At 73.9% G+C, this 21455-nt stretch carries 21 protein-coding genes; 7 read left to right on the forward strand and 14 right to left on the reverse strand.

Annotation, left to right across the window (positions count from 1 at the left end; all coding sequences use genetic code 11):
• Nucleotides 1–28: 28 nt before the first annotated feature.
• Entirely contained in the window at nt 29–433 is a 405-nt protein-coding gene (locus tag FHR36_RS37515) for a hypothetical protein (protein ID WP_253804671.1), read from the forward strand.
• Nucleotides 434–439: 6 nt separating this feature from the next.
• On the opposite strand, the gene FHR36_RS37520 is transcribed toward FHR36_RS37515, so the two are convergent.
• Complete coding sequence (locus tag FHR36_RS37520) at nt 440–1381, reverse strand: lytic transglycosylase domain-containing protein (RefSeq protein WP_253804672.1); 942 nt, start codon at nt 1379–1381, stop codon at nt 440–442.
• A 285-nt stretch (nt 1382–1666) separates the two neighbouring features.
• Between FHR36_RS37520 and FHR36_RS37525 the strand changes: the two genes are divergently transcribed.
• Together FHR36_RS37525 and FHR36_RS37530 are read left to right on the forward strand one after the other, a co-directional pair.
• Complete coding sequence (locus FHR36_RS37525; RefSeq protein WP_253804673.1) at nt 1667–4318, forward strand: beta propeller lectin; 2652 nt, start codon at nt 1667–1669, stop codon at nt 4316–4318.
• A 102-nt stretch (nt 4319–4420) separates the two neighbouring features.
• Nucleotides 4421–4900 carry an NUDIX domain-containing protein gene (locus FHR36_RS37530; protein ID WP_253804674.1) on the forward strand — a complete coding sequence of 160 codons (480 nt, stop codon included), beginning with the start codon at nt 4421–4423 and terminating at the stop codon, nt 4898–4900.
• A gap of 18 nt (nt 4901–4918) precedes the next feature.
• Here the strand turns inward: FHR36_RS37530 and FHR36_RS37535 are convergent, their stop codons facing one another.
• On the reverse strand, nt 4919–5605 hold the full coding sequence (locus FHR36_RS37535; RefSeq protein ID WP_253804675.1) for a macro domain-containing protein: 687 nt from the start codon (nt 5603–5605) through the stop codon (nt 4919–4921).
• Nucleotides 5606–5785: 180 nt separating this feature from the next.
• Between FHR36_RS37535 and FHR36_RS37540 the strand changes: the two genes are divergently transcribed.
• Nucleotides 5786–7408 (forward strand): ADP-ribosyltransferase domain-containing protein, encoded by a 1623-nt coding sequence (locus FHR36_RS37540; RefSeq protein WP_253804676.1) that lies wholly within the window; start codon nt 5786–5788, stop codon nt 7406–7408.
• Between the two features lie 30 nt (nt 7409–7438).
• Here the strand turns inward: FHR36_RS37540 and FHR36_RS37545 are convergent, their stop codons facing one another.
• Genes FHR36_RS37545 through sbnA form a run of 12 tightly spaced genes read right to left on the reverse strand, consistent with a single transcriptional unit; the run spans nt 7439 to nt 18638 of the window.
• Nucleotides 7439–8506 carry a MupA/Atu3671 family FMN-dependent luciferase-like monooxygenase gene (locus tag FHR36_RS37545; protein ID WP_253804677.1) on the reverse strand — a complete coding sequence of 356 codons (1068 nt, stop codon included), beginning with the start codon at nt 8504–8506 and terminating at the stop codon, nt 7439–7441.
• 53 nt (nt 8507–8559) lie between these two features.
• Complete coding sequence (acpS, locus tag FHR36_RS37550) at nt 8560–8937, reverse strand: holo-ACP synthase (RefSeq protein ID WP_253804678.1); 378 nt, start codon at nt 8935–8937, stop codon at nt 8560–8562.
• The gene (locus tag FHR36_RS37555; RefSeq protein WP_253804679.1) at nt 8934–10076 is read right to left on the reverse strand and encodes an acyl-CoA dehydrogenase family protein; all 1143 of its coding nucleotides are present in this window, start codon (nt 10074–10076) and stop codon (nt 8934–8936) included. Before FHR36_RS37555 ends, acpS begins: the two co-directional genes overlap by 4 nt.
• Nucleotides 10077–10078: 2 nt before the next feature.
• Nucleotides 10079–10795, reverse strand: a complete 717-nt coding sequence (locus FHR36_RS40185; protein ID WP_253804680.1) for an acyl-CoA dehydrogenase family protein — start codon at nt 10793–10795, stop codon at nt 10079–10081.
• Entirely contained in the window at nt 10792–11682 is an 891-nt protein-coding gene (locus tag FHR36_RS37565) for a hypothetical protein (protein WP_253804681.1), read from the reverse strand. The genes FHR36_RS40185 and FHR36_RS37565 overlap by 4 nt, the downstream gene beginning before the upstream one ends.
• 3 nt (nt 11683–11685) lie before the next feature.
• On the reverse strand, nt 11686–11973 hold the full coding sequence (locus FHR36_RS37570; protein WP_253804682.1) for an acyl carrier protein: 288 nt from the start codon (nt 11971–11973) through the stop codon (nt 11686–11688).
• A 27-nt stretch (nt 11974–12000) separates the two neighbouring features.
• Nucleotides 12001–13281, reverse strand: coding sequence for a type III PLP-dependent enzyme domain-containing protein (locus FHR36_RS37575; RefSeq protein WP_253804683.1), 1281 nt, complete (start codon nt 13279–13281; stop codon nt 12001–12003).
• Nucleotides 13278–14681 (reverse strand): preATP grasp domain-containing protein, encoded by a 1404-nt coding sequence (locus FHR36_RS37580; protein WP_253804684.1) that lies wholly within the window; start codon nt 14679–14681, stop codon nt 13278–13280. Before FHR36_RS37580 ends, FHR36_RS37575 begins: the two co-directional genes overlap by 4 nt.
• Before the next feature lies 1 nt (nt 14682).
• Nucleotides 14683–15642: a 3-oxoacyl-[acyl-carrier-protein] synthase III C-terminal domain-containing protein gene (locus FHR36_RS37585; protein ID WP_253804685.1), complete on the reverse strand. Its 960-nt coding sequence runs from the start codon at nt 15640–15642 to the stop codon at nt 14683–14685.
• The gene (locus tag FHR36_RS37590) at nt 15626–16576 is read right to left on the reverse strand and encodes an ornithine carbamoyltransferase (protein ID WP_253804686.1); all 951 of its coding nucleotides are present in this window, start codon (nt 16574–16576) and stop codon (nt 15626–15628) included. The genes FHR36_RS37585 and FHR36_RS37590 overlap by 17 nt, the downstream gene beginning before the upstream one ends.
• A 55-nt stretch (nt 16577–16631) precedes the next feature.
• Nucleotides 16632–17663 (reverse strand): 2,3-diaminopropionate biosynthesis protein SbnB, encoded by a 1032-nt coding sequence (gene sbnB, locus FHR36_RS37595; protein WP_253804687.1) that lies wholly within the window; start codon nt 17661–17663, stop codon nt 16632–16634.
• Nucleotides 17664–17666: 3 nt separating this feature from the next.
• Nucleotides 17667–18638 (reverse strand): 2,3-diaminopropionate biosynthesis protein SbnA, encoded by a 972-nt coding sequence (gene sbnA, locus FHR36_RS37600; RefSeq protein ID WP_253804688.1) that lies wholly within the window; start codon nt 18636–18638, stop codon nt 17667–17669.
• 192 nt (nt 18639–18830) lie between these two features.
• Here sbnA and FHR36_RS37605 point away from each other — a divergent pair, with 192 nt between their 5' ends.
• Genes FHR36_RS37605 through FHR36_RS37615 form a run of 3 tightly spaced genes read left to right on the forward strand, consistent with a single transcriptional unit; the run spans nt 18831 to nt 21411 of the window.
• Entirely contained in the window at nt 18831–20204 is a 1374-nt protein-coding gene (locus tag FHR36_RS37605; protein WP_253804689.1) for a condensation domain-containing protein, read from the forward strand.
• Nucleotides 20205–20214: 10 nt separating this feature from the next.
• Nucleotides 20215–20529 (forward strand): acyl carrier protein, encoded by a 315-nt coding sequence (locus FHR36_RS37610; protein ID WP_253804690.1) that lies wholly within the window; start codon nt 20215–20217, stop codon nt 20527–20529.
• 51 nt (nt 20530–20580) lie between these two features.
• Nucleotides 20581–21411 carry an aminoacyl--tRNA ligase-related protein gene (locus FHR36_RS37615; protein WP_253804691.1) on the forward strand — a complete coding sequence of 277 codons (831 nt, stop codon included), beginning with the start codon at nt 20581–20583 and terminating at the stop codon, nt 21409–21411.
• The last annotated feature ends 44 nt before the right edge of the window (nt 21412–21455 follow it).

Below are 21455 nucleotides of genomic sequence, written 5' to 3' on the forward strand. Positions count from 1 at the left end.
GTGGCACCCACCAAGGAGAGGGGGAGCCGTGACGGCGTTGGACCGGTGGGTGTGGGCAGGCGTGCTGGGGTGGGTGGCCGCGGTCGGAGCAGGACCGTGGGTGCTGGGGTGGTCGGGCCCGCACGACCCGCCGATTCAGGAGTACCTGGCGGCCGTCGCCGCCTCGGCCCTGGTGCTGGGCGTGGTCCTCGGACGGATCCGGGCCTGGCGGCCGTGCGTGGCGGCCGGGATCGGCGGGGTGGCGGCCCTGGTGGCCGCCTCCGGCGCCTTCGGTCTGCCGATCCTGCTGTTCTTCGATCCGACGGGGTACCTGGAGGTGGTCGGCCTGCTGTTCGGCATGCTGGTGGTCGACCTGCCGATGCTGATGGGGGCCTTCGTCGGACACCTGCTGCGCCCGGTCGCGGACCCCTGTGCCGACCCCGACGTCGACTGAGGCGGCTCAGCCGGCCGTCCAGGGGGCCTTCGTCATCAGGGCCTTCACGTTGGCGACGTACGAGGGGTTGGGGATCACCGACACGCCGGTGGTGACGCCCGTCGCCGGGTCGGTGACCGGGTTGTAGTGCACATTGCCCGCGCCCGCGTTGTAGGCGGCGATCACCAGGTCCAGCAGCGGCGTCTTGCCGGTGGCCGGGTCGGGCGACAGGTCGTAGGTGCCGCCGAAGCAGGAGTCGCCGTAGTAGGCGACCAGCCAGTCGAGCAGCTGGGTGCCCAACTGCACGTTGCCCGCCAGCGTCTGGGCGTCGCTGGTGGTGCCGAACTTGGTGTTCATCATGGCGACGGTGCCGGGCATCACCTGCATGGTGCCGATGCCGCCGTCGCACGCCAGGATCGCGGACTGCCAGCCGCTCTCCTGCCACGCGATCGCCTTCACCAGGGCGGTCGGCAGCGGCGGCAGGGTCTCGCTGCCGCCCTTGCTGAGGGTGAAGGTCCGGCTCTTGGCAGCGGCCGCGGCCAGCGCCGCGTCCACGTCGGCGCGCGGCGCGTTGGTGCCGGTGTAGCTCGGCTTGCAGGAACTCTGCAGCGGCGGGGTGTGCGGCGTGGTGACCGGCGGCGGCGGAGGAGCGACCGGTCCGGCCTTGGCCACCGGGGCGGGCGCGGCGGTGGTCTTCGCGGCCGTCGGCGCGGCCGAGCGCTTCGCGGCCGACGCGCTCGCGGACGCACTGGCCGACGCGCTCGGGCTCGCGCCCGGCGAAGCGCTCCCGCTGGGGCTCGGACTCGGGCTCGGCGACGCCTCGGCGCTGGCGCTCGCCGCCGCGGCGACGGGCGTGGCGTCCGCGCTCGGGTGCTGGTCCGCCTTCTTGGCGCAGCCCGCGAGCGGCGCCGTCGCCACGACGGCGGACAGCAGGACGGTCGCCGCGCGCAGCGGTCGCTTGGTGGTCATGCGAGTTGTTCCCCCCGGTTCCCGGTGGCCGGTGCGTCATGCGGTGCCCGGCTCGGCAGGCCGCTCATCGTACACAGACCCGGCCGGGCCGCCGCGGGTGGGCCGGGTGCGGCGCATCCGTCACGCGCGTGCGCCCCACGGCAACCCCTCCTGCTCCGGCGCGCGAGCAGCAGATGCGAGGTCCCGCCGTCGCGGACCGTCATGCTGGGAGCGACCGACCGGCACGTGACCGCATCCCGGGGCCGTGCCCGTTCCCCCTGCTCCCGGATCGCAGAGGTACGGCCGATGGGCTACGCGACGTTCGACAGGTCCAAGCGCTGGCCGCAGGCCACGATCCCGTACGAAATCGACGCGTTGTCGTTCCCCCCGGATTCGACCGAGCGGGAGGCGGTCGACGACGCGCTCAAGGCCTGGAGCTCGACGACGGTCGTCTCGTTCGTCCCGCGCAACAGCGAGCCGGACTTCCTTCGACTCGTTCCCGACGAGGTCCGCTGCAACTCGCCCGTCGGGCGGGCGGGCGGCGGACAGAAGGTCGTCCTCGCCTTCTTCCCGGGCATCCCGGCCGGCGCGCCGGTCTCGGCGGTCAACCAGCAGGACGACCAGGTCGACTGCCTGTACGTGGACTCCGACGGCGCCGTCCGCGTCTCCTGGGTCACCGGTACGGGTACCTGGGACGGCCCCGTGGCCCTGACCCCGCCCAAGACCGCCTGGCCCGGCGGACAGGTGACCACCGCTGCGCAGTCCGACGACCAGGTGGACCTGTTCTTCGTCGACACCAACGGCGCGGTCAACGTCATGTGGGTCGGCAAGACGGAGCCCTGGAGCGGACCGGTCGCGCTGACCCCGCCCGGTACCGTTCCCGTCGTGGCCGCGCTCGCGGCCGCTCGGCAGTCCGACGAGCAGCTGGACCTGTTCTTCGTGGACAACACCGGCGCGGTCAACGTCATGTGGGTCGCCGCGACCGGGCCGTGGAGCGGACCGGTCGCGCTGACCCCGCCCGGTACCGCTTCCCCGGGTTCGTCGGTGGCCACGGGCAGGCAGACCGATGACCAGCTCGACCTCTTCTACGTCGGCATGGACGGCGTGATCCGGGTGATGTGGGTGGGCGGGACGGGCGCCTGGCAGGGCCCACTCGACCTCACCGGCCGCGGCGCGGCCTCCATCGTCTCCCCGCTCACCGCGGTCCGGCAGAGCGACGACCAACTCGACCTCTTCTACGTCGGTACGGACGGTGCCGTTCACCTCCTGTGGGTCGCCGGGACGGGGACCTGGACCGGCCCGGTCGACCTCACTCCACTCGGCACGACCCGTCCGGGCGGGCAACTCGCGGCCGCTCGGCAGTCCGACGACCAGCTGGACCTGTTCTTCGTCGACAACAACGGCATGGTGAACGTCATGTGGGTGGTCGGGACGGGTGGGTGGAACGGGCCCGTCGGACTCACCCCGGCCGACACCGCCCCCACCGGGGCCGCCCTCGCGTGCGCCCGGCAGAACGACGACCAGCTCGACCTGCTCTACGTCGGCAGCGACCTCGCACTGGCGGTGATGTGGGTGGGCGGCACCGGCAGTTGGAACGGACCGGTCGCGTTCCCTCCCGGGAAGTTCGAACCCGGCTCCATCATCCACGAACTGGGCCACGCGATCGGCCTGCGTCATGAGCACCAGCGGCCCGACGCATCCGCCTTCGTCACCATCAGCGGGGGAAAGCCGCCGGACTACGGCCCGGTGGCCCGTGCGGCGCCCGTCGGCCCGTACGACTGCGGCTCGATCATGCACTATCCCGAGCGCACCCAGCCGCCGACCTTGAAGGTCAACGACTCGGCCGCCTGCCAGGTCGGCCAGCGCGACGCGCCGAGCCCCGAGGACCGGGCGACCGTCGACTACATCTACGGCCGGGTGACCGCGCCGGGAGGGTCCCTCGCCGCCGAGCGCCAGTCGGACGAGCAGACCGACGTGCTCTTCGTCGACCGCTTCGGGACGCCCGCCGTGCTGTGGGCCGGCGCGGACGGGGTGTGGCAGGGCCCGGCCGAACTGGCCGCCACCGGGATCGCCTCGCCCGGGGCGCACCTCGTGGCGGCCCGGCAGTCCGACGAGCAGCTCGATGTCTTCTTCGTCGACAGCAAGGGCGCGGTGAACCTGATGTGGGTGGCCGAGACGGGAGGGTGGAACGGTCCGGTGGCGCTGATGCCGCCGGGCACCGCCCCGGCGGGGGCCGCGCTCGCGGCCGCCCGGCAGTCCGACGAGCAGCTCGACGTGTTCTTCGTCGACAGCAAGGGTGTGGTGAACGTGCTGTGGGTGGCCGAGACGGGCGGGTGGAACGGTCCCGCTGCTCTGACGCCGCCGGACATCGCTCCGGCGGGGGTCGCGCTCGCGGCCGCTCGGCAGTTCGACGACCAGCTCGACGTGTTCTTCGTCGACAACGACGGCGCGGTGAACGTGCTCTGGGTCGGCGAGACGGGTGGCTGGAACGGACCGAGTCGCTTGACGCCGCCGGGCACCGCCCCGGCCGGGGCCGCGCTCGCGGCTGCCCAGCAGTCCGACGAGCAGCTCGATGTCTTCTTCGTCGACACCAACGGTGCGGTGGGCCTCCTGTGGATCGGCGAGACGGGTGGGTGGAGCGGTCCGGCGGTTCTGACGCCGCCCGGTACCGTCCCGGCGCTGGCTGCCCTTGCGGTGGCGCGGCAGTCCGACGAGCAGCTCGACGTGTTCTTCGTCGACAGCAAGGGCGTGGTGAACGTCCTGTGGGTGGCGGAGACGGGTGGGTGGAGCGGTCCGGCGGCGCTGACGGCGCCGGGCACCGCCCCGGCCGGGGCCGCGCTCGCGGGCACCCGGCGGTGCGACGAGCAGCTCGACGTGTTCTACGTCGACACCAACGGTCAGGTGAACGTCCTGTGGGTCGGCGAGACGGGGGCCTGGAACGGACCCGGCGGTCTCTGACGACGCTGCCGCCGGGGACATCGCCGGTAGGGTGCCTCGTTGGTCCGCCACCGGGGACGATGTGCCCAGGGTGCGGGCGGTCGGCGGAGATCGGGGGAGAACGTGGTCGACAGCAGTCACGGGTTCGTCAGGGACCGGCGGGGGTGCCGGCACTGGGGGCCGTACGGGGCGGCGGGGTTGCTGGTGCGGCGCGGGCAGCGGCTGCTGCTGCAACGGCGGTCGTGGCGGGTGCACCACGGGCGTACGTGGAGCGTGCCCGGTGGGGCGCTGAGGGCGGGGGAGAGCCCGTGGGACGGGGCCTGCCGGGAGTTCGCGGAGGAGGTGGGGGAGGTGCCGCCGCTGCGGCACCTGCACACGCTCGTCGACGACCACGGCGGCTGGGCGTACCACACGGTGGTCGCGGACCTCGCCGGTCCGGAGGGCGGTCCGGACCGTGCGGAGCCGCCGCGGCGGCGCAGGGGTGACGGCGAGGGCAGTGCGTACCGCTGGTGCACGGTGGCGGAGGTCGGCGCGCTGCGGCTGCACCCCGGGTTCGCGGCGAGCTGGCCGGCCCTGGTCGCTGTGCTGGAGGGTACGGAGTGAGGGCGCCGCGCCGCCGGTTCAGCCGCGGGTGGTGGCGGGACGCCGGGTGCGGGGCGGGGTGATGCGGACGCGGGTGGTGGCGGGGGCGCTCTCCAGGTCGTGGAGCTGGGCGGTGACGGTGGCGCGCAGGTCGTCGTCGTCCTCGAAGCAGTGGTCGTTGAACAGGGTGTAGCCCGTCCACATCAGGTTGGCGCAGACCCGGGCGGGGACCTGCCCGGTGCTGGCGCCCATGCCGACCAGGGCGACGGAGGTGATGCTGCCGGGCGCCGCGAGGTTCTGCCGGTGGACGGCCTGGAAGGCGGCGGCGCAGGCGAGGGCCACGTTCAGGGTCTCGCTGACGTTCTGCGCGGACGCCTCCATGGTCGGCGCGGAGATCAGGAACCGCGGGGTGGTCGCGCCGGACGGGACGCAGACGGCGCTGCCGACCGGCAGCAGCCCGCCGTACTGGCTGCGGATCCGGCGCTGGACGCGCAGCTGGATGCCGGCGCCGAGGTGGCGCTTGATCGCCGCGTCGGTGCCGCCGTCCATCCGGCCGCGGGAGTTGGTGGGGGTGACCCAGGCGTCGACCTCCTGGTGGAGGATGGAGTCGGTGCGGATCTCGATTCCGGGGGAGTCGGCGAACGCCGCCCGCCAGGCCCGTACCACGGTGGCGTTGAGGTCGGTCAGTACCACCTTGAGGCGCGGCTGCACGCGGTCCACGGTCATGGCTGTCTCCTGTCGGTCGACTCGGTGAGTGGTGCCGACGCTACGGCGGGGGGCTGACAACGCGGGCGGCGCGGAATGTCAGCGGCGGCCGCTATCACTGGAGATCGTCACCGGCCTGACGCGCCCTCACGGGTACGTGTCGTCAGGACCCTTCCGCGCGATCCCCGGAGTTCCGTCCCCATGAGCGATGCCAGCACCCCCACCCCCGTCGACCCCGCTGACCCGCTGGCGCTCGCCGAGCTGTTCCGGGGCGGCGGCGAGCCGTGGCTGCCACTGCTGAAGCCGGTGATCGAGGCGCAGCCGGACGCCGCCTCGTTCATCGGCCCGGGCCGCGGCCCGGACGTGGTGCCCGTGCGCGAGCTGACCTTCCAGGCGCTGAAGCCGCACGCGCCGCACCGGTGGAAGGTGGTCGTCTTCGGCCAGAACCCGTACCCGAGGCCGGAGAGCGCGACCGGCATCGCCATGTTCGACAACACCTTCCACGACTGGAAGGACAGCCAGTTCGGCCGGGTGGTGAGCATCCGCTGCCTGATCAAGGCGGCGGCGATGTGGAAGTACGGCATCCCGAAGAAGACCCCGATCGCCGACGTCCGCGCGCTGCTGAAGAAGGAGGAGACCGTCCAGCCGCCGGAGTGGTTCCAGGCGATGCTGACCCAGGGCGTGCTGCTGCTGAACGCCGCACTCACGGCCAGCAGCGACGGGGCGATGGGGCCGGAGCGGCACACCGCGTTCTGGCGGCCGGTCGCCGAGCGGATCGTCGAGGAGATCCTGCGGGCCAAGCAGGAGGCCGGCGAGGAGGACCGCGGCGTGGTCTTCGCCTGGTGGGGAGCCCACGCGCGGAGCCTGCGCTCGGTGGTGATGCGGCTGCAGAAGAAGTACCCGGACGTCGAGGTGCGGCACATCGACCACGCCAATCCGGCGGCGCAGGGCGACATCTTCTGCGACGGCGACCACTTCCGGACGGTCAACGCGGCGCTCGCCTCGGTCGGCCTCGACCAGGTCGACTGGCTGCCCAGCACGGGCTGGAACGACGGCGCGGCCGCCGCCGACGGGTCGGACGACGGCGTCGCCGAGCGGATGGGCGCGTTCATCGCCTCCACCATGGAGCTGCACCAGCTGTACCTGGAGCGGCTGGCCAGCGTGAAGGACGAGGGCCTCGTTCTGCCGGAGATCACCGGCGTGTTCGACACGCCGCTGATGGCCTTCCGGGACGCGGTCGCACCGGTCGCCGCGCTGCTGCCCGGCCTGGCCCGGCACGTGGAGCGCTCGGACGAGTTCGGCCTCGCCCGGGCCGGGCGCGCCACGGCGGTCGGCGGGCTGTCCGCCGACGCGATCGCGGCCCTGCACCTGTACACCTGCGAGTCGGCGTTCTACCGCGAGATCAACGCGGTGCTGCGCTCGCCCGACCGGTCGCGGACCGTCCCGTACCTGGCGTACCTGCGGCTGCTGTTCTCCGCCGTGGAGCAGCTGCCGGTGCGCACCGGGCCGCTGTGGCGCGGGGTGCCGCTGGACCTGCGGGGCCAGTACCCGCTGGGGCGGACCGTCACCTGGTGGGGCGTGTCCTCCTGCACCTCCGAGCCCGGGGTGGCCCGGGCGTTCCTCGGCGGGCGCGGCCGGCGGACGCTGTTCGAGGTGCAGCCGCGGCGGGCGGCGGGCATCCGCGACTTCTCCGCGTTCACCGGCGAGGAGGAGTTCATCCTGCTGCCGGGCACGCAGCTGCAGGTGACGGGGGTCAAGGCCGAGCGCGGCGGCCTGTGCACCGTCACCCTGGCCGAGGTGGACGAGCCGCCGCTGGTGTCCTGACCGTCCTGACCGGGTGCCGCCCCCGACGCCCTACGCGGCGGCCCGGTCCTCGGCGAGGCGGGCGTTGAGGGCGGCGAGGTGGTGGAGCGAGTCGCGGACGTGGTCGTGGCCGACGCCGAAGTCGATCAGGCAGGCGATCTCGTCGACGCCGATCGCGGCGAGGCGGCGGGCGGTGCGCAGGCCGTCCTCGACGGTGCCGAAGAGGCCGGCGTTGGAGAAGAGGCGGTCGAAGGAGCGGGAGAGCAGGAACGCGCGGTCGCGCTCGGGGATGCGGTCGAGGCTGAAGCCGTCCGCGCCCACCTGGGCGGGGGCGGCGGCGATCAGGTCCATGGAGCTGCGCAGGTACTCGGTGAGGGGCTCGCGGACCAGGTCGCGCACGGTTTGGCGGTCCTCGCCGAGGAGGGTGTGCAGCATCAGGACCACGTGGCCGCGGGTGCCGGCCGGGTGCTCCTCGGCGAGGCCCTCCCGGTAGGTGGCGATGTTGCGATCCAGCGCGTCGTGCTCCTGGCCGAGCTGGTGGGTGAGGACGCCCGCGCCGAGCCGGCCGGCGATGCGGAAGGTCTGCGGGGAGCCGGCGGCCGTGATCCACAGCGGGAGGTCGGCCTGCACCGGGCGGGGCGTCAGCCGGATCGGACGCGGTTCGCCCTCGGGACCGTCGAAGGTGATCTCCTCGCCGCGCCACAGGCGTTGGACCGTCCGGGCGGTCTCGATCATGATGTTCTTGCGGTCCTTGTAGTTCTCCGGCTGCAGGACGAAGTCCCGGGCGTGCCAGCCGGAGGCGAACGAGACGCCGACCCGGCCGTTCGACAGGTTGTCGACGACCGACCACTCCTCGGCGATCCGGATCGGGTGGTGCAGCGGGGCGACCACGCTGCCCGCCCGGATCGCCACCCGTTCGGTGACGGCCGCCACCATGGCGCCGGTCAGCGCCGGGTTCGGGTACTGGCCGCCGAAGCTGTGGAAGTGCCGCTCGGGCGTCCACACCGCCCGCAGGCCGTGGGCGTCGGCGAAGCGGGCACTGTCCAGCAGCAGGCGGTAGCGGTCCCCGACGGTGGCGGTGTCGGCGGTGTCGGCGAAGAAGAACAGGCTGAGGTCCATCGATCCACTCCTCGGGGGCGGGGCGGGGCGGGCAGGTCGGCGAAAGAGAGGGCCTAGGCGGGGGGAAGGGCGACGGCCACGCACACCACCAGGCCGCCCTGGTGACTGAGCGACAGGTCGATCCGGCCGATCCCGGCCCGCTCGGCGACGCTCAGGGCGCCGCCGCCGAGGACGACCCGCGGCGCCCCGTGGGCATCGGCCAGGACCTCGATGTCGCGCCAGACCAGGCCCTGGCCGAGGCCGCGGCCGAGCGCCTTCGCGGTGGCCTCCTTGGCACAGAAGCGGCCGGCCAGGTACTCCTCCCGGCGCGGCTCGCCGAGCGCGTCGGCGTGGGCGAGTTCGGTGGCGGAGAACACGATCCGCCGCCCGGTCGGGTGGGCGGCGATCCGGCCGAACCGGGCGATCTCCAGCAGGTCGACGCCGATCCTCATCTCCGCCCCCCGGTCCGGCCGCGGACCTCGGCCCGGGCGACGTGCAGGCGCTGGATGTCGCTGGTGCCCTCCATGAACTCGAAGGCGCCGACGTCGCGGTACCACTTCTCCAGCAGCGGGTGGTCGACCAGCGCGGCGGGACCGAGCGAGCGCACCGCGAACCGGCACGCCGCGCGGGCCGCCGCCACCGCGGCGACCTTGGCCGCGCTGGAGAGCACCGCGTCGTCGCGGTCCCGGTCCAGGGCGGCGCCGGCCGCGTACACCAGCCGGCGGCAGGACTCCAGCCGGCCCGCGAGCTCGGCCAGGCCGGGGGCCTGCGGCCGTTCGGCGCGGACCAGGTCGAGGCAGGCCAGCCCGGTGCCGACGGCCAGCGCCGCCACCTGCGGCCGTACGGTGTTGAACACCCGGACCGCGCCCCACAGGCCGCGCCGGGTGGCCGGGAGATGACGGGCCAGCAGCCGGTCCTCGGGCACGGGGACGTCCCGCAGCTCGATCGCGCCGAGGGCGGCGCCGCGCAGGCCGACCATGTCCAGCTCCCGGGCGCGGAAGCCAGGGTCGGCGGCCTCGACCAGGGCCGCGCGCACCGACAGCGGCCCGCTGCCGGTGCGCGCGAAGACCACGCCGATCTCGCCGCGGGCGCCGTTGCCGATGAACCGCTTGGCGCCGTTGAGGAGGTGGATGTCGGCCGTGCGGTGCAGGGTGCTCTCCATCGCGCCGGCGTCGCTGCCGTGGCCCGGCTCGGTCACGGCGAAGAACGCCCAGACGGCGTCCCGGGCGACGGCGCGGTGGAAGTACTCCTGCTGCGCCTGGTCGCCGAGCTGGTCGAGCAGGATGCCGGCCAGGCTCGGGCCGGGCGCCGCCAGCACCATCCCGGCGTCCCCGTGGGCGAGTTCGGTCATCCACACCAGGGTCTCCAGGGACGACCCCGTGGTGAAGGCGTGGCGGCCGACCCGCAGCGGCTCGCCGCCGAAACGCTGCGGGGTGGTGCAGCGGCGGATCAGGTCGAAGGCGGCCACGCCGAGGTGCGGCTTGAGGTCGTGCGGGGCCGCGTCGAGTGCCGCCGCGTGGGCGCGCAGCTCGCCGGCGGTCTCGGCGGCGGCGCCGCGCAGCGCCCTGAGCCGTTCGTCGAGTTCGACCACGGTCAGCGCACTCCTTCCTCGGGATCGGCGGCCTCGGGATCGGCTGCCTCCGGACCGGGGCCGGCGGGGGCGAGCCACAGGTCCGCGGCCAGGGCGGACAGGTGGAGCGCGCGGACCGGGTGGTCGGTGAGGTAGCCCGCCGCGCCGAACAGCCGGGTGACCGTCCAGCCCGCCCCGGTCAGCCGCTCGTGCCGCGCCCGGACGGACCCGGCGGAGCCGTCGTCCGCCACGGATCCGGCCGCAGCTCCGGCCGCAGCTCCGGCCGAGGCTCCCGCCGAGACTCCCGCGACGGCGAGCTCGATCTCGATGACGGCGTCGGCGACGGCGGCGGAGACCAGCTGGTGATCGATCAGCGGTACGCCGCCGAAGCGCCGCTCCTTCAGCCGGTCGACGGCCAGGTCGAGCAGGTGGGAGAGCAGGCCGATCCGGACCGACTCCAGCGCGGCGGCCCGCCCGCCGGTCAGGCCCGGCCCACCGGTGGAGTGCGGGAAGCGGACCAGGGCGAGGCCCTCGAAGGCGGCGAACGGATGCGGGACCGGCACCGCCGCGGCGGCCGGGGAGCGGGATCCAGGGAGCAGCGCCACCGGCAGCAGCGCGACGCCCGCCGGCGCGGTGGCCGCCGGGTCGAGCCCGTCGAGCACCGCCACCAGGCCGGCGGCCAGGCCGCCGCTCCGGCCGAGTTCGCGCAGGTCCGCCGGCGCCGTCAGCCGGGCGCTCACAGCTCCGCTCCCGGGTGCAGGCCGGCCGTGAACAGGCGCCCGGCGTGCGGGTCCCAGTCGGCGACCAGCTGGTACCGCTCGGGCGTCCAGTGCTCGGCCAGTGCGGCCCAGGCACTGGTGCAGTGCAGGTCGCCCGCCCCCTCGACCAGCCGCTCGTCGGCGCGCAGCCGGGCGTCCAGCCGCTCGACGAGTTGCCGGCCGGCCGCCAGGCGGGCCTCCGGGTGCCGGTCGAGGAGGGCGCGCAGCGTCTCGCCGGGATCGGCGGTCCGCTCGTCGACGAAGTCCAGGTCGGCGCCCGGCTCGGTGCCCGCGCAGTCGGTGCGCACCAGCACCGCGCAGTCCCGGGGCGGGAGCGGGGTGCCGTCCACATCGGGGTCGCGGTAGGGGACGGTGGTCTGGTCGAGGACGAGGACGGCGCCCTCGGCGAGGTCGCCGCCGCGGCGGGTGGCGGAGAGGATCCGCAGCGCCGTGAACGGCGCCCCGACGCCCTGTCCGGCGACGGAGTACACCTCCGGGTCGCCCGGGCAGCGTTCGGCCAGGTAGCAGCCGGCCACCTCGACCACGCTGAGGTCCGGCAGGTGGTGGGCCAGCAGCAAGCGGTCGAGCGGCGGGAGCGGCCGCTCCAGGCCGTCGAGCAGGTCGCGGGCCATGTCGGTGAAGGTGTGGCCGCCGCCGCGCGCGTACCGCCCGTGGTCGGGCTCCTCGCCGAACGCGGCGAGGAAGTCCGTCATGAAGGCCAGCTCGATGCCGGCCAGCGGGGCCGGCCGCCGCCCGGGGAAGGTCCGGGCGGTCGGCCGGGCGAGCCGCAGGGTGCCGGGTGCGGCCGGTCGGACGGCGGGATGCGGTCGGGCGGCGGGGTGCGGCCGGTCGGTGGTGGTGGTCGGCATCGGTCAGTGCGCCGGCTCGGCGGCGTCCAGGCAGCCGTCGATGTACGCGGTGAGCGCGCCGACCGTCTCGAAGACGTCCGGGGTGAGCTCGTCCGGGTCGACGACCAGGCCGAGGGTGTCCTCCAGGGCCATCAGCAGTTCGATGACGCTGGTGGAGTCGAGCGCCAGGTCGCCGAACAGGCGGGTCTCGGGGGTGAGTTCGGGCAGGTCCTTCTTCAGGACCTCGGTCAGCGCTGCCTGCAGCGCGGCGACGGTGGTCGAGTCGGTCGCGGTGCCGTCCGTGTTCGCCATCGTGTCAGCTCCTCGGTGGGGGTGGGGTCAGTCCCGGCCGGTGGGCCGGCTCAGGTCGGGGTGGGTGGACTGGCGGCCGAGGATGTCCTCGACGGTGTCCCGGGCGCGGACCAGGTGGGCCCGGCCGTGCCGCAGGACGACCTCCGCCGGGTAGCCGTGGCTGAGGAAGTAGACCGGGGAGGCGGAGGGCCCGTACGCGCCGGAGCGCTCCACGCCGATCAGGTCGCCGGGGCGCAGCGCGGGCAGCACGGCGGCCTTGGCGATGGTGTCGTTGGGCGTGCAGAGCGGTCCGGCGATGTTCCACGGGCCGCTCTCCTCGTCCGGTTCGGGCGTGCGGGAGAGCAGGGCGACGGGGAAGTTGCGCTTGACGAAGGAGCCGATGCCGACCGCGGCCATGTGGTGGTGGGTGCCGCCGTCGGCGACGGCGAAGTCCTCGCCCATGGAGCGCTTGGTGTAGCGCACCCGCATCAGGTAGGTGCCGCCGAGCGCGGTCAGGTAGCGGCCGGACTCCATGATCAGCCGGGTGCCGGGGTGGGCGGCGGCGAAGGCGTCCAGCAGCGGGTTGAGGTCCTTGGCCAGGGCGGCGGTGTCGAGTTCGTGCTCGCCCTCGAAGTACGGGACGCCCAGGCCGCCGCCGATGTCCACCGCGTCCAGGCGGATGCCGGTGGCGGCGGCGATCCGGTCGGCGAGGTCGAGGATGTACGCGGTGTTCCTGACCACCACGTCGGCGTCCAGGATGCGGGTCCCCAGGTAGACCTGGATGCCGGCCACGTCGGCGTGCTCGTAGGCGGTCAGCGGGTGGGTGCCGGCCAGCAGTTCGGCCTCGTCGATGCCGAACTGGCGGGGCTTGCCGCCCATGGTGAGCCGCGAACCGGTCACCGAGAACGCCGGGTTGACCCGCAGCAGGACACGCTGGCGCACCCCGCGGTCGGCGGCGGCCAGGTCGATGGCGGCCAGCTCGGCGAAGGACTCGCAGACGATCGCGTAGATGCCCGCCCCGACGCACGCCTCGATCTCCGGCCCGCTCTTGCCCGGGCCGAGGAAGACCACGTCGGCCGGGTCGGTGCCCGCCTCCAGGACCACCCGCAGCTCGGCCAGCGAGGACACCTCGGCCCGCGCCCCGGCGGCGTGCAGCACGTCGTAGACGCCCCGGTTGGGGTTGGACTTGAGCGAGAAGAAGACCTCCAGCGCCGGGTGCAGCGCGGCGCGCAGCGCGGTGAGGTTGGCGGCGAGCCAGTCGCCGTCGTACACGTAGGTCGGGGTTCCGAACCGGGCGGCGATGCCGTCCCAGTCGACTTCTTGTGTCACGGCGTGGCCACCATTTCCGTCAGCAGGGTCTGCGCCCGGTCCCGGGTCCGCCGGACGTCCGCTTCGTCGTCGCCCACGCAGATCGCGTAGAGACGGCCGTAGGGCTTTCCGTCGGCCAGGACCGTGGCGTTGAGGGTCGCGAAGTTGTTGATCAAGACGCCGCGCGGTTCGCGGTCGCCGTCCGCACGGTCGCCGTCCGCACGGTCGAGCAGCAGGCCGCCGAGGGCGGCGCGCAGCTCGTCGAAGGAGTACGGCCGGCCCGGCTTCAGGTCGAAGGTGGTGGCCAGCGCGCAGCTTCCCGCGGGGACCAGGCGCTCGGCGATCCGGTTCTGGTAGGTCGCCATGTTGAACCGGGCGTTGATCTCCAGGCAGGGGTAGAGGGTGTCGTCGGCGGCGAGCAGCGCGTCCACGCCCACCAGGCCGAAGTACCCGGCCGCGGCCAGCTCCTTGCCGATCACCTCGGCGGCGCCGCGCAGCTCCTCGACCTGCTCGGGCCGCAGCGCCGGCGGGAAGAGGTGGCCGCGGTGGACGCCGTTCTCGGTCAGCGCGGTCTTCACCGTCTCGAACCCGACCGTGCCGTCCCGGCCCACCACGAACTGGTAGTTGAGGTCGGCCCGCTTGTCGATCCAGCGCTCGACCACCACCTGGACCGGCCCGTCCTCCGCGGTGCGGCGGGCCAGCATCCGCAGCAGCCGCTCGGCCCGCTGAGCGTCCTCCAGCACCACCATGCCGCGCCCGGAGACGCCGAGCGACTCCTTGACCACCACCGGGGAGCCCGGCGCGGGCGGGTGCTCGGCGAGCGCGGCCCGCAGCTCGGCCAGGGTGCGGCAGACCGTGCCGGGGACCTGGGTCAGCCCGGCGGCGTCGATCAGCTCCCGGCTGAAGACCTTGCCGTTCACCTGCTTGCAGATCGCCGCGCTCGGCCCGGCCAGCGGCAGGCCGGCCGCCTCGGCGAGCCGCTCCTCGTCCGCCGAGATGCCGAGCGGCATCAGGTGGGTGCGGCCGTCGGCGAGCTCCCGCAGGGCGGCCAGTAGCCGGGGCGAGTCCAGGGCGTCCAGGGTGACCGAGCGCCCGGGGTCGTTGCGGTCGACCGTCAGATGGCGGCCCTCGGCGGCGCCCAGGGCCCGGAGGTACGCGGCGTAGCCGGGGTCGACCGCGTCCTTGAGGACCACCGCGTCGTGCTCGTCGGCGAGCAGGACGCCGACCTCCTCGATCCGGTTGACCGTCGCGGAGGAGAAGGACAGCCCGGTCCCGGGCAGGCGCGGCTCGCCCTGCCCCCAGACCCGTTCCACCTCGAAGTTGTTGAGGTAGACGAAGCGGGCGGTCGGATCCCCGACCAGGGCGGTCTTCAGCCGGGCGGTGAACCCCCCGGCCGGCGCCGGGTGGTGTGCGGCAGCCATGTCACTCCTCACTGGTCGGGGTCGGGCCCTGCGGGCCGGTCCGGGCGACCGCGGCGGCGAAGGTGCCGCCCTGGCCGGCGGAGACCATCAGCACGGTGTCGCCCGGGTGCAGCACGCCCTCGGCGCGCGCGGTCGACAGGTTCAGGTACGGGTCGGCGCAGAAGCAGTGGCCGGTCTTCGGGACGTTCTCCAGGTAGACCCGCTCCAGCGGCAGGCCGAGGCGGCGGGCCGCGGTGCTCCACGAGTACCGGTTCACGTTGTGCGGCAGGACCTGGTCGATGTCGTCCAGCTCCAGGCCGGCCGCGTGCACCGCCTCCAGCATCACCGCGGTCAGCGCGGGCGTGTACGCCTGCCGGTAGCGGTGCTGCTCCTCCTCGGACATGTGCCGGGCCCGGTGGAACTCGCCGAGGGTGCGCTGCGCCACGCTCAGCAGCGCGTCGCCCGGCCCCTCCAGGGAGACCAGCAGGCCGGCGGTGGCGTCGCCGAGCACCGAGGTGCCGGGGATGTGCTGCATCACCGGCGACAGTGCCCGCTCGCCGACCAGGACCAGCGCGGTGGATCCGGGCTCCTCGTCGAGGAGCAGCGCCTCGGCCGCCTTGAGCGCGGTCAGGCCGATCACGCAGCCCTGGTGGGACATCGAGAACGCCCCAGCCCCGCCCAGGCCGAGCTTGTCGCGCAGCACGTCCATCCAGCGCAGGGCCGGCGGCGCGAGGTGCTGCACGGTGTGGGCGTGGATCAGCCGGCGCACCCGGCCGCGGTCCTCGCCGGCCAGCACCTCCTGGCCGAGGGCGAGCAGCATGTCGAGCGTCGTCATCCCCTCGGCGACGACGATCCGCTCCAGCCCCAGGAACCGGGTCAGCAGCCGGATCTCGGCCTCGGAGACGTCCAGCGACTCGCGCAGGTCGGCGACGGCCACACTGTGCCCGGGGACGAACGGGACGACCCTACGCAGGTACAGCACGGCACCACTCCAGGACCGCCATGGCGCTGTGCAGCTTGTTCTCGGCCTGCTGGAAGGCGATGCTCGCCGGGCCGTCGAGCACCCCGGCGGTGACCTCCTCACCGCGGTGGGCGGGCAGGTCGTGCAGGAACACCGCCTTCGGGGCGTGCTCCATCAGCCGCTCGTCCACCTGGAACGGCGCGAACACCCGCCGCCAGTCCGGGTCCGGCTTGCTGGTGCCGGTGGTCTGCCAGCGGGTCGTGTAGACCGCGTCGAGGTCGGCGGGCAGCTGAGCCAGGTCGTGCCGCTCCACCACGGTGGAGCCGTGCGCCCCGGCGAGGTGCCGGGCCCGCTCCAGCACACCGGCCGGCAGGCCGTACCCCGGCGGGGTGCGCAGCTCCAGCCGGACGCCCCGGTAGCGGGCGAGGCCGAGGGCGAGCGCCACGGCCGAGTTGTTGCCCTCGCCGACGTACAGCACAGCCAGGCCGTCCACCGCGCCGAACCGCTCGGTGAGGGTGGTCAGGTCGGCCAGCGCCTGGGTCGGGTGCTCCTCGGCGCTCATCGCGTTGACCACCGCCATCCGGTGCTGGGCCGCCCAGGCGCGCATCTCCTGCGGATCGCCGGCGGTGCGGGCGACCAGGACGTCGAGCATCCGGGCCATCACCCGGCCGGTGTCCTCGGTGCTCTCACCGGTGTTCAGCTGCAGGTCGTCCGGCCCGTAGGCGATCAGCCCGGCGCCCAGGCGCAGCGCGCCGGAGGAGAACGCGGTGCGGGTACGCGTCGAGGTCTTGCGGAAGTACACGCCGACCACGTCGCCGGCCAGCGGCGCGCCGTCGACCGCCTCGCCCGCCGCCGCCCGCCGGGCCAGCGCCGCGCCGCGCTCGACGATGTCCCGCAGCTCGGCGTCGGACAGGTCGTCGAGCGAGATCAGGTGCCTGCTGGTGCGCTTCGTCACGAAACTGCCTCCGTTCCCCTCGGGTGGTTGCCGGGTCCGACCTGCGCGGCGGGCCTCACCATCGCTCGACCTCGGCGAAGAAGTCCGGTACGTCCTGCACCTGGCCCCGGTCCCGGCCGATCCGCAGGACCTCCAGGCCGACCGCCAGGTCGAGCACGCCGAGGCCGAACGGCGAGAAGATCCGCGGCCGGTCCGACCCCAGCCGGACCTCGCCCAGCAGCAGCCCGGCGAGCGTGCCGTCGATGAAGTCGCGGTGCCCGTACCGCTCCACCGCCAGGTGCGGCGAGGTGCCGGCGGTCAGGCAGTGCTCCACGTCGTCCAGGACGTTGTGGGATGCGGCGATCAGCTCCGGGCCGAGGTCGCGCAGCGAGATGTTGAGCACCGTCTGCCCGGCGGAGAAGGTGTCCGGCGCGGTGAGGTACGGGGTCGCGGCGGTGGTGGCCAGCAGCACCAGGTCGGCGCCGTCCAGCGCACCGTCCAGGCTGCCGCTCGCCGTGGCCCGGTAGCCGAGCGCCTGCGCGTGGTCCGCCGACTTCTTCGCGTACTCGGCCACCGTGTCGTGGACCGCGATCTCGCCGAACGTCCAGTCCAGCGCCCGGAAGAACTCCAGCACGTTGCGCGAGATGACGCCCGCGCCGACCACCGCGAGCCGGGCCGCCCCGCGCGAGCCGTGCAGCTGCTCGGCGCCGAGCACCGCGGAGGCGGCCGTCCGGGCGGCGGAGATCTGGGCCGCCTCCAGACAGGCGAACGGGTAGCCGGTCTCCAGGTCGTTGAGCAGCAGCACGGCCGAGGCGCGCGGGATGTTGCGCGCCAGGTTGCCCGGGAAGCTGCCGATCCACTTGAGACCGGCCACCCCGCTCCCGCCGGCCACGCCCCCGCCGTCACCGTCCGGTCGCAGCGCCGCCGGCAGGGCGATGATCCGCGCCTCCGGCCGGTCGGGGAAGCGCAGGAAGTAGCTGTTCGGGTTGACCGTGGCGCCCCGGTGGTGCGCCAGGTAGGTCTCCCGGACACGCGCGAAGATCTCCGGCCGACCGGCCTCGATGATCGCTCGGACGGGCTTGCCGCCCATCACCTGGAAGGAGAACATCGCTCAGTTCCTCACCGTCGTCAGCTCGGACAGGTGCTCGGCCGGCTCCTTGAGGCAGCCCGGGCCGAACTTGTCGGCCACCCAGTCGTCGTTGTAGATCGTCCGCACGTAGCGCTCGCCCAGGTCCGGCGCGATCGCCACCACCCGGGAGCCGCTGGGCAGTTCGGGCGCGCGGCTGAGCACCGCGTGCACCACCGAGCCGGTCGAGCCGCCGGCGAACAGCCCGTACCGGCGTGCCAGCCAGCGGCAGGTCCGCACGGTGTCGGCCTCGGCGACCAGTACCACGTCGTCCACCAGCTCGGGGCGGAAGATCTCCGGCCGCCGGCTGGTCCCGATCCCGGGGATGTAGCGCGGCTCCGGCGCGGCGCCGAAGGTGACCGAGCCGACCGCGTCCACCGCGATGATCCGGGTGGCCGGGGAGTGCCGGCGGAAGTGGTTGATGCAGCCCATCAGCGTGCCCGAGGTGCCGGTGCCGACGAACAGCACGTCCACGTCCGGGAACTCGGCGGTGATCGCCGCCGCCGTGCAGCGGTCGTGCACCGCCCAGTTGGCCGGGTTGGCGTACTGGTTGAGCCAGACCAGGCCCGCGTCGTCCGCCAGGAGCCGGTGGATGAAGGCGATCCGGCTGCCCAGGTAGCCCCCGCTGGCGTCCGGCCGGTCCACCTGGACCACCTCGGAGCCCATGGCCCGGATCACGTCCACGCTGAGCGCCGGCGTGTTCGGGTCGGTGACGCACAGGAAGCGGTAGCCCTTGGCCGCGGCGACCATCGCCAGAGCGATCCCCAGACTGCCCGAGGACGACTCCACGATCCGGCACCCCGGACCCACCACCCCGCGCCGCTCGGCGTCCTCGACCATGCTCAGTGCGGTCTTCAGCTTGATCGACCCGGCGGGATTGAGGCCCTCCATCTTGAGATAGAGGTCGATATTCTGTGCCGCGCCACCGAGATGCAGGAATACGTCGTCCTGGATCATCTCGTATGCGTTCTCATATATCAATTCTCGTCAACCCCAAATCGGAGAATTCAAGGCCGATCATCACGAGCCCCAGCGTAGGAGCCGCCCCCGGGCCGGGGACAGGCAAATGCCCGGCAGCTTCCGACAGGCAGGAAAGTTGCCCCTGAGGATTCCTTGTCGCACCGCGCGGCGCCGTGCCGTACTTGACGCATGATTCGGAGGAATTCCGCACCCGCGACCGACGGCGAGCCGACGGTCGGTCAGGAGGCGCTCTGGCTGCTCCAGAATCTCGCACCGGACTGCGCCGCCTACAACGTGACCGCCGCCCTGCGGCTGCACTTCCCGGTCGACGCCGACCTGCTGGAGGCGGCCGTCCGCGCGACGGCGAGCGGCCACCGGCTGCTCGACGCGGTCTTCGCCTGCGACCCGGACGGCCGGCTGCGCCGGCGCCCCGGGAACGCGGCCACCGCACCCGGCCTGTTCGAACGGCACGAGCCCGGCCTCGACGACGGCCCGGAGCTGCGCGCCTACGCCCTGGAGCTGACCCGGCGTCCGTTCCGGCTCGACCGTGAGCCGCCGATCCGGGCGGCGCTGCTGCGCCCCCGCACCGGCCCGGACATCCTGCTCGCCCAGGCCCACCACATCGTCGCCGACAACATCTCCCAGCTGCTGATCTGCCAGGAGATCCTCTCCCACTACGCGGCCCTGGCCGACGGCCGGCGCCACCCCACCCGGGACGACGGCGCGGCCTTCGACGCCTTCGCCCGGCGCGCTCGCGAACACCTCGCCTCGCCGCGGGCCGAGCGCTCCGGCACCTACTGGCGGCGCGAACTGGCCGGCCTCACCGAGCACACCGCGCTCCCCGCCGACCTGCCGCGCCCGCCGCACTACCGCTACCAGGGCGCCGAACTCGACGTCGAGCTGGAGCCGGAGCTGACGGCCGACCTCGCCGAGGCGGTCGCGAGCCGCAACGTCACCACCTTCGCCTACCTGCTCGCCGTTTTCGCCCTGCTGCTCCACCGGCACGGCGGGCAGCAGGACTTCCTGGTCGGCTACCCCGTCACCCAGCGCCGCGGCGAGGAGTTGCGCGAGGCGGTCGGCTACTTCGTCAACACCCTGCCGCTGCGGGTCCGGATCGGGCCCGAGGACTCCTTCGACACCCTGCTGGACACCGTGGCGGCCGGCCTGTGGCGCGCCCTGCTGCACCGCGAGCACCCGTTCGCGCTGCTGTCCCGGCAGACCGACCTGCCCCGCGACCCGGCCCGGCCCGGACCGCTGCCGGCGCTGTTCGTGTTCAACGAACCCGCCGAGGACGACCCGCTCGCGGCCGCCCTCGAACCCGGCCGCCGGATCGAGTACGCCGGCCTCACCGCCGAGGAGTACTACCTGCCGCAGCAGCAGGGCCAGTTCGAGCTGACCCTGCAGGTGACCCGGCGGTCCGCCACCACCCGGGCCACGCTGAAGTACAACACCTCGCTGTTCAGCCCGCACGCCGCGGCCCGCCTGGCCGAGGACTACCGCGCGCTGCTGCGCGCGGCGGTCGGCAACACCCTTCCCCCCACCTGTGCCGATCTCAGGAAGTGAGAGTGGAGCGATGGACACCACCGGCTTGGACACCACCGGCTTGGACACCACCGTCTTGAACACCACCGGCGTCGACACCGACCGGGCCGCCCGCACCGCGCAGATCCGCGACGTCGCGGCCACCGTGTTCTCCGCCGACCCGGCCGCGATCGAGGCGGCCGGCGACTTCGAGCACGACCTGGACGCCGACTCGCTGCTCGCGGTCGAGTTCGTCGTGGAGCTGGAGAAGCTCTTCGGCGTCCCCCTGCACGTCAACCAGATCCCGCGGCTGATGGCCGGCCTGGACAGCGCCTACGAGGTGCTGGCCGAGACCGCCGGCTGGTGAGCCGCGTTCCACCCTCCCGCCCGTCCCACTCGCAAGGAGCGTGACTGCCACATGTCCATCCCCAAGGCCGGCTGGGTGCTGCCCACCGGGGTCCCCGGGTTGATGAGCTTCACCCCGAAGTTCGAGTCGGTGCTGGCAGACCTCCAGCGCGTGCTGGGGGCCGCCGACCCGGCGGGCTCGCCCGGACCGACCTGGTACGCCCCGGTCGTCCCGCGCGCCGCCATCGACCGCGCCCAGTACGCCGACTCCTTCCCGCAGCTGCTCGGCACCGTGCACGCGATGCCGACCGACCCGGCCGCCGAGGCGCCGGAGCCGGGCGAGCGCAGCGAGACCGACGTGGTGCTGGCCCCGGCGGTCTGCTACGGCGTCTATCCGCAGATCGCCGACCGCACCATCGAGCACGCGCTGCAGTTCGACGCCGTCGGCCACTGCTACCGGCACGAGGCGACCAGCGAGTGGGGCCGCTTCCGGTCCTTCCGGATGCGCGAGTTCGTGGTGGTCGGCGGCGCCGACGAGGTCTGGCAGTGGCGGGACGGCTGGATCGCCCGGACCGAGGAGCTGTTCGCGCGGCTCGGCCTGAAGGTCTCCGTGGTGCCGGCCAGCGACCCGTTCTTCGGCCCCGGCGACCGGTTCATGCGCACCAGCCAGCTCCAGCAGAGCCTGAAGTTCGAGTTCGTCGCCCCGCTGTACGAGGGCGACCCCGGCACGGCGATCGCCTCCGCCAACTGCCACAAGGAGCACCTGGGCGAGCGGTTCGGGATCGACTTCGCCGGCCGGGGCCCGGCGCACAGCTCCTGCACGGCCTTCGGCCTGGAGCGGACCGTCGCCGCCCTGATCCACGCCCATGGCGACGACCTCGCCGACTGGCCGGCGTTCGACTGAGAACGACCGACCGGAAGGGCCGGGCCCGGCGCCCCAGCGGAGGA

The sequence above is a fragment of the Kitasatospora cinereorecta genome (assembly GCF_024172095.1).
Lineage (GTDB): Bacteria > Actinomycetota > Actinomycetes > Streptomycetales > Streptomycetaceae > Kitasatospora > Kitasatospora cinereorecta.

Excerpts from the sequence above, each read along its gene's own strand:
- FHR36_RS37520 (WP_253804672.1), bottom strand. The coding sequence starts at position 1,381 with ATGACCACCAAGCGACCGCTGCGCGCGGCGACCGTCCTGCTGTCCGCC.
- FHR36_RS37525 (WP_253804673.1), top strand. The coding sequence starts at position 1,667 with ATGGGCTACGCGACGTTCGACAGGTCCAAGCGCTGGCCGCAGGCCACG.
- FHR36_RS37535 (WP_253804675.1), bottom strand. The coding sequence starts at position 5,605 with ATGACCGTGGACCGCGTGCAGCCGCGCCTCAAGGTGGTACTGACCGAC.
- FHR36_RS37540 (WP_253804676.1), top strand. The coding sequence starts at position 5,786 with ATGAGCGATGCCAGCACCCCCACCCCCGTCGACCCCGCTGACCCGCTG.
- FHR36_RS37545 (WP_253804677.1), bottom strand. The coding sequence starts at position 8,506 with ATGGACCTCAGCCTGTTCTTCTTCGCCGACACCGCCGACACCGCCACC.
- acpS (WP_253804678.1), bottom strand. The coding sequence starts at position 8,937 with ATGAGGATCGGCGTCGACCTGCTGGAGATCGCCCGGTTCGGCCGGATC.
- FHR36_RS37565 (WP_253804681.1), bottom strand. The coding sequence starts at position 11,682 with ATGCCGACCACCACCACCGACCGGCCGCACCCCGCCGCCCGACCGCAT.
- FHR36_RS37570 (WP_253804682.1), bottom strand. The coding sequence starts at position 11,973 with ATGGCGAACACGGACGGCACCGCGACCGACTCGACCACCGTCGCCGCG.
- FHR36_RS37580 (WP_253804684.1), bottom strand. The coding sequence starts at position 14,681 with ATGGCTGCCGCACACCACCCGGCGCCGGCCGGGGGGTTCACCGCCCGG.
- sbnB (WP_253804687.1), bottom strand. The coding sequence starts at position 17,663 with ATGTTCTCCTTCCAGGTGATGGGCGGCAAGCCCGTCCGAGCGATCATC.
- sbnA (WP_253804688.1), bottom strand. The coding sequence starts at position 18,638 with ATGATCCAGGACGACGTATTCCTGCATCTCGGTGGCGCGGCACAGAAT.
- FHR36_RS37605 (WP_253804689.1), top strand. The coding sequence starts at position 18,831 with ATGATTCGGAGGAATTCCGCACCCGCGACCGACGGCGAGCCGACGGTC.
- FHR36_RS37610 (WP_253804690.1), top strand. The coding sequence starts at position 20,215 with ATGGACACCACCGGCTTGGACACCACCGGCTTGGACACCACCGTCTTG.
- FHR36_RS37615 (WP_253804691.1), top strand. The coding sequence starts at position 20,581 with ATGTCCATCCCCAAGGCCGGCTGGGTGCTGCCCACCGGGGTCCCCGGG.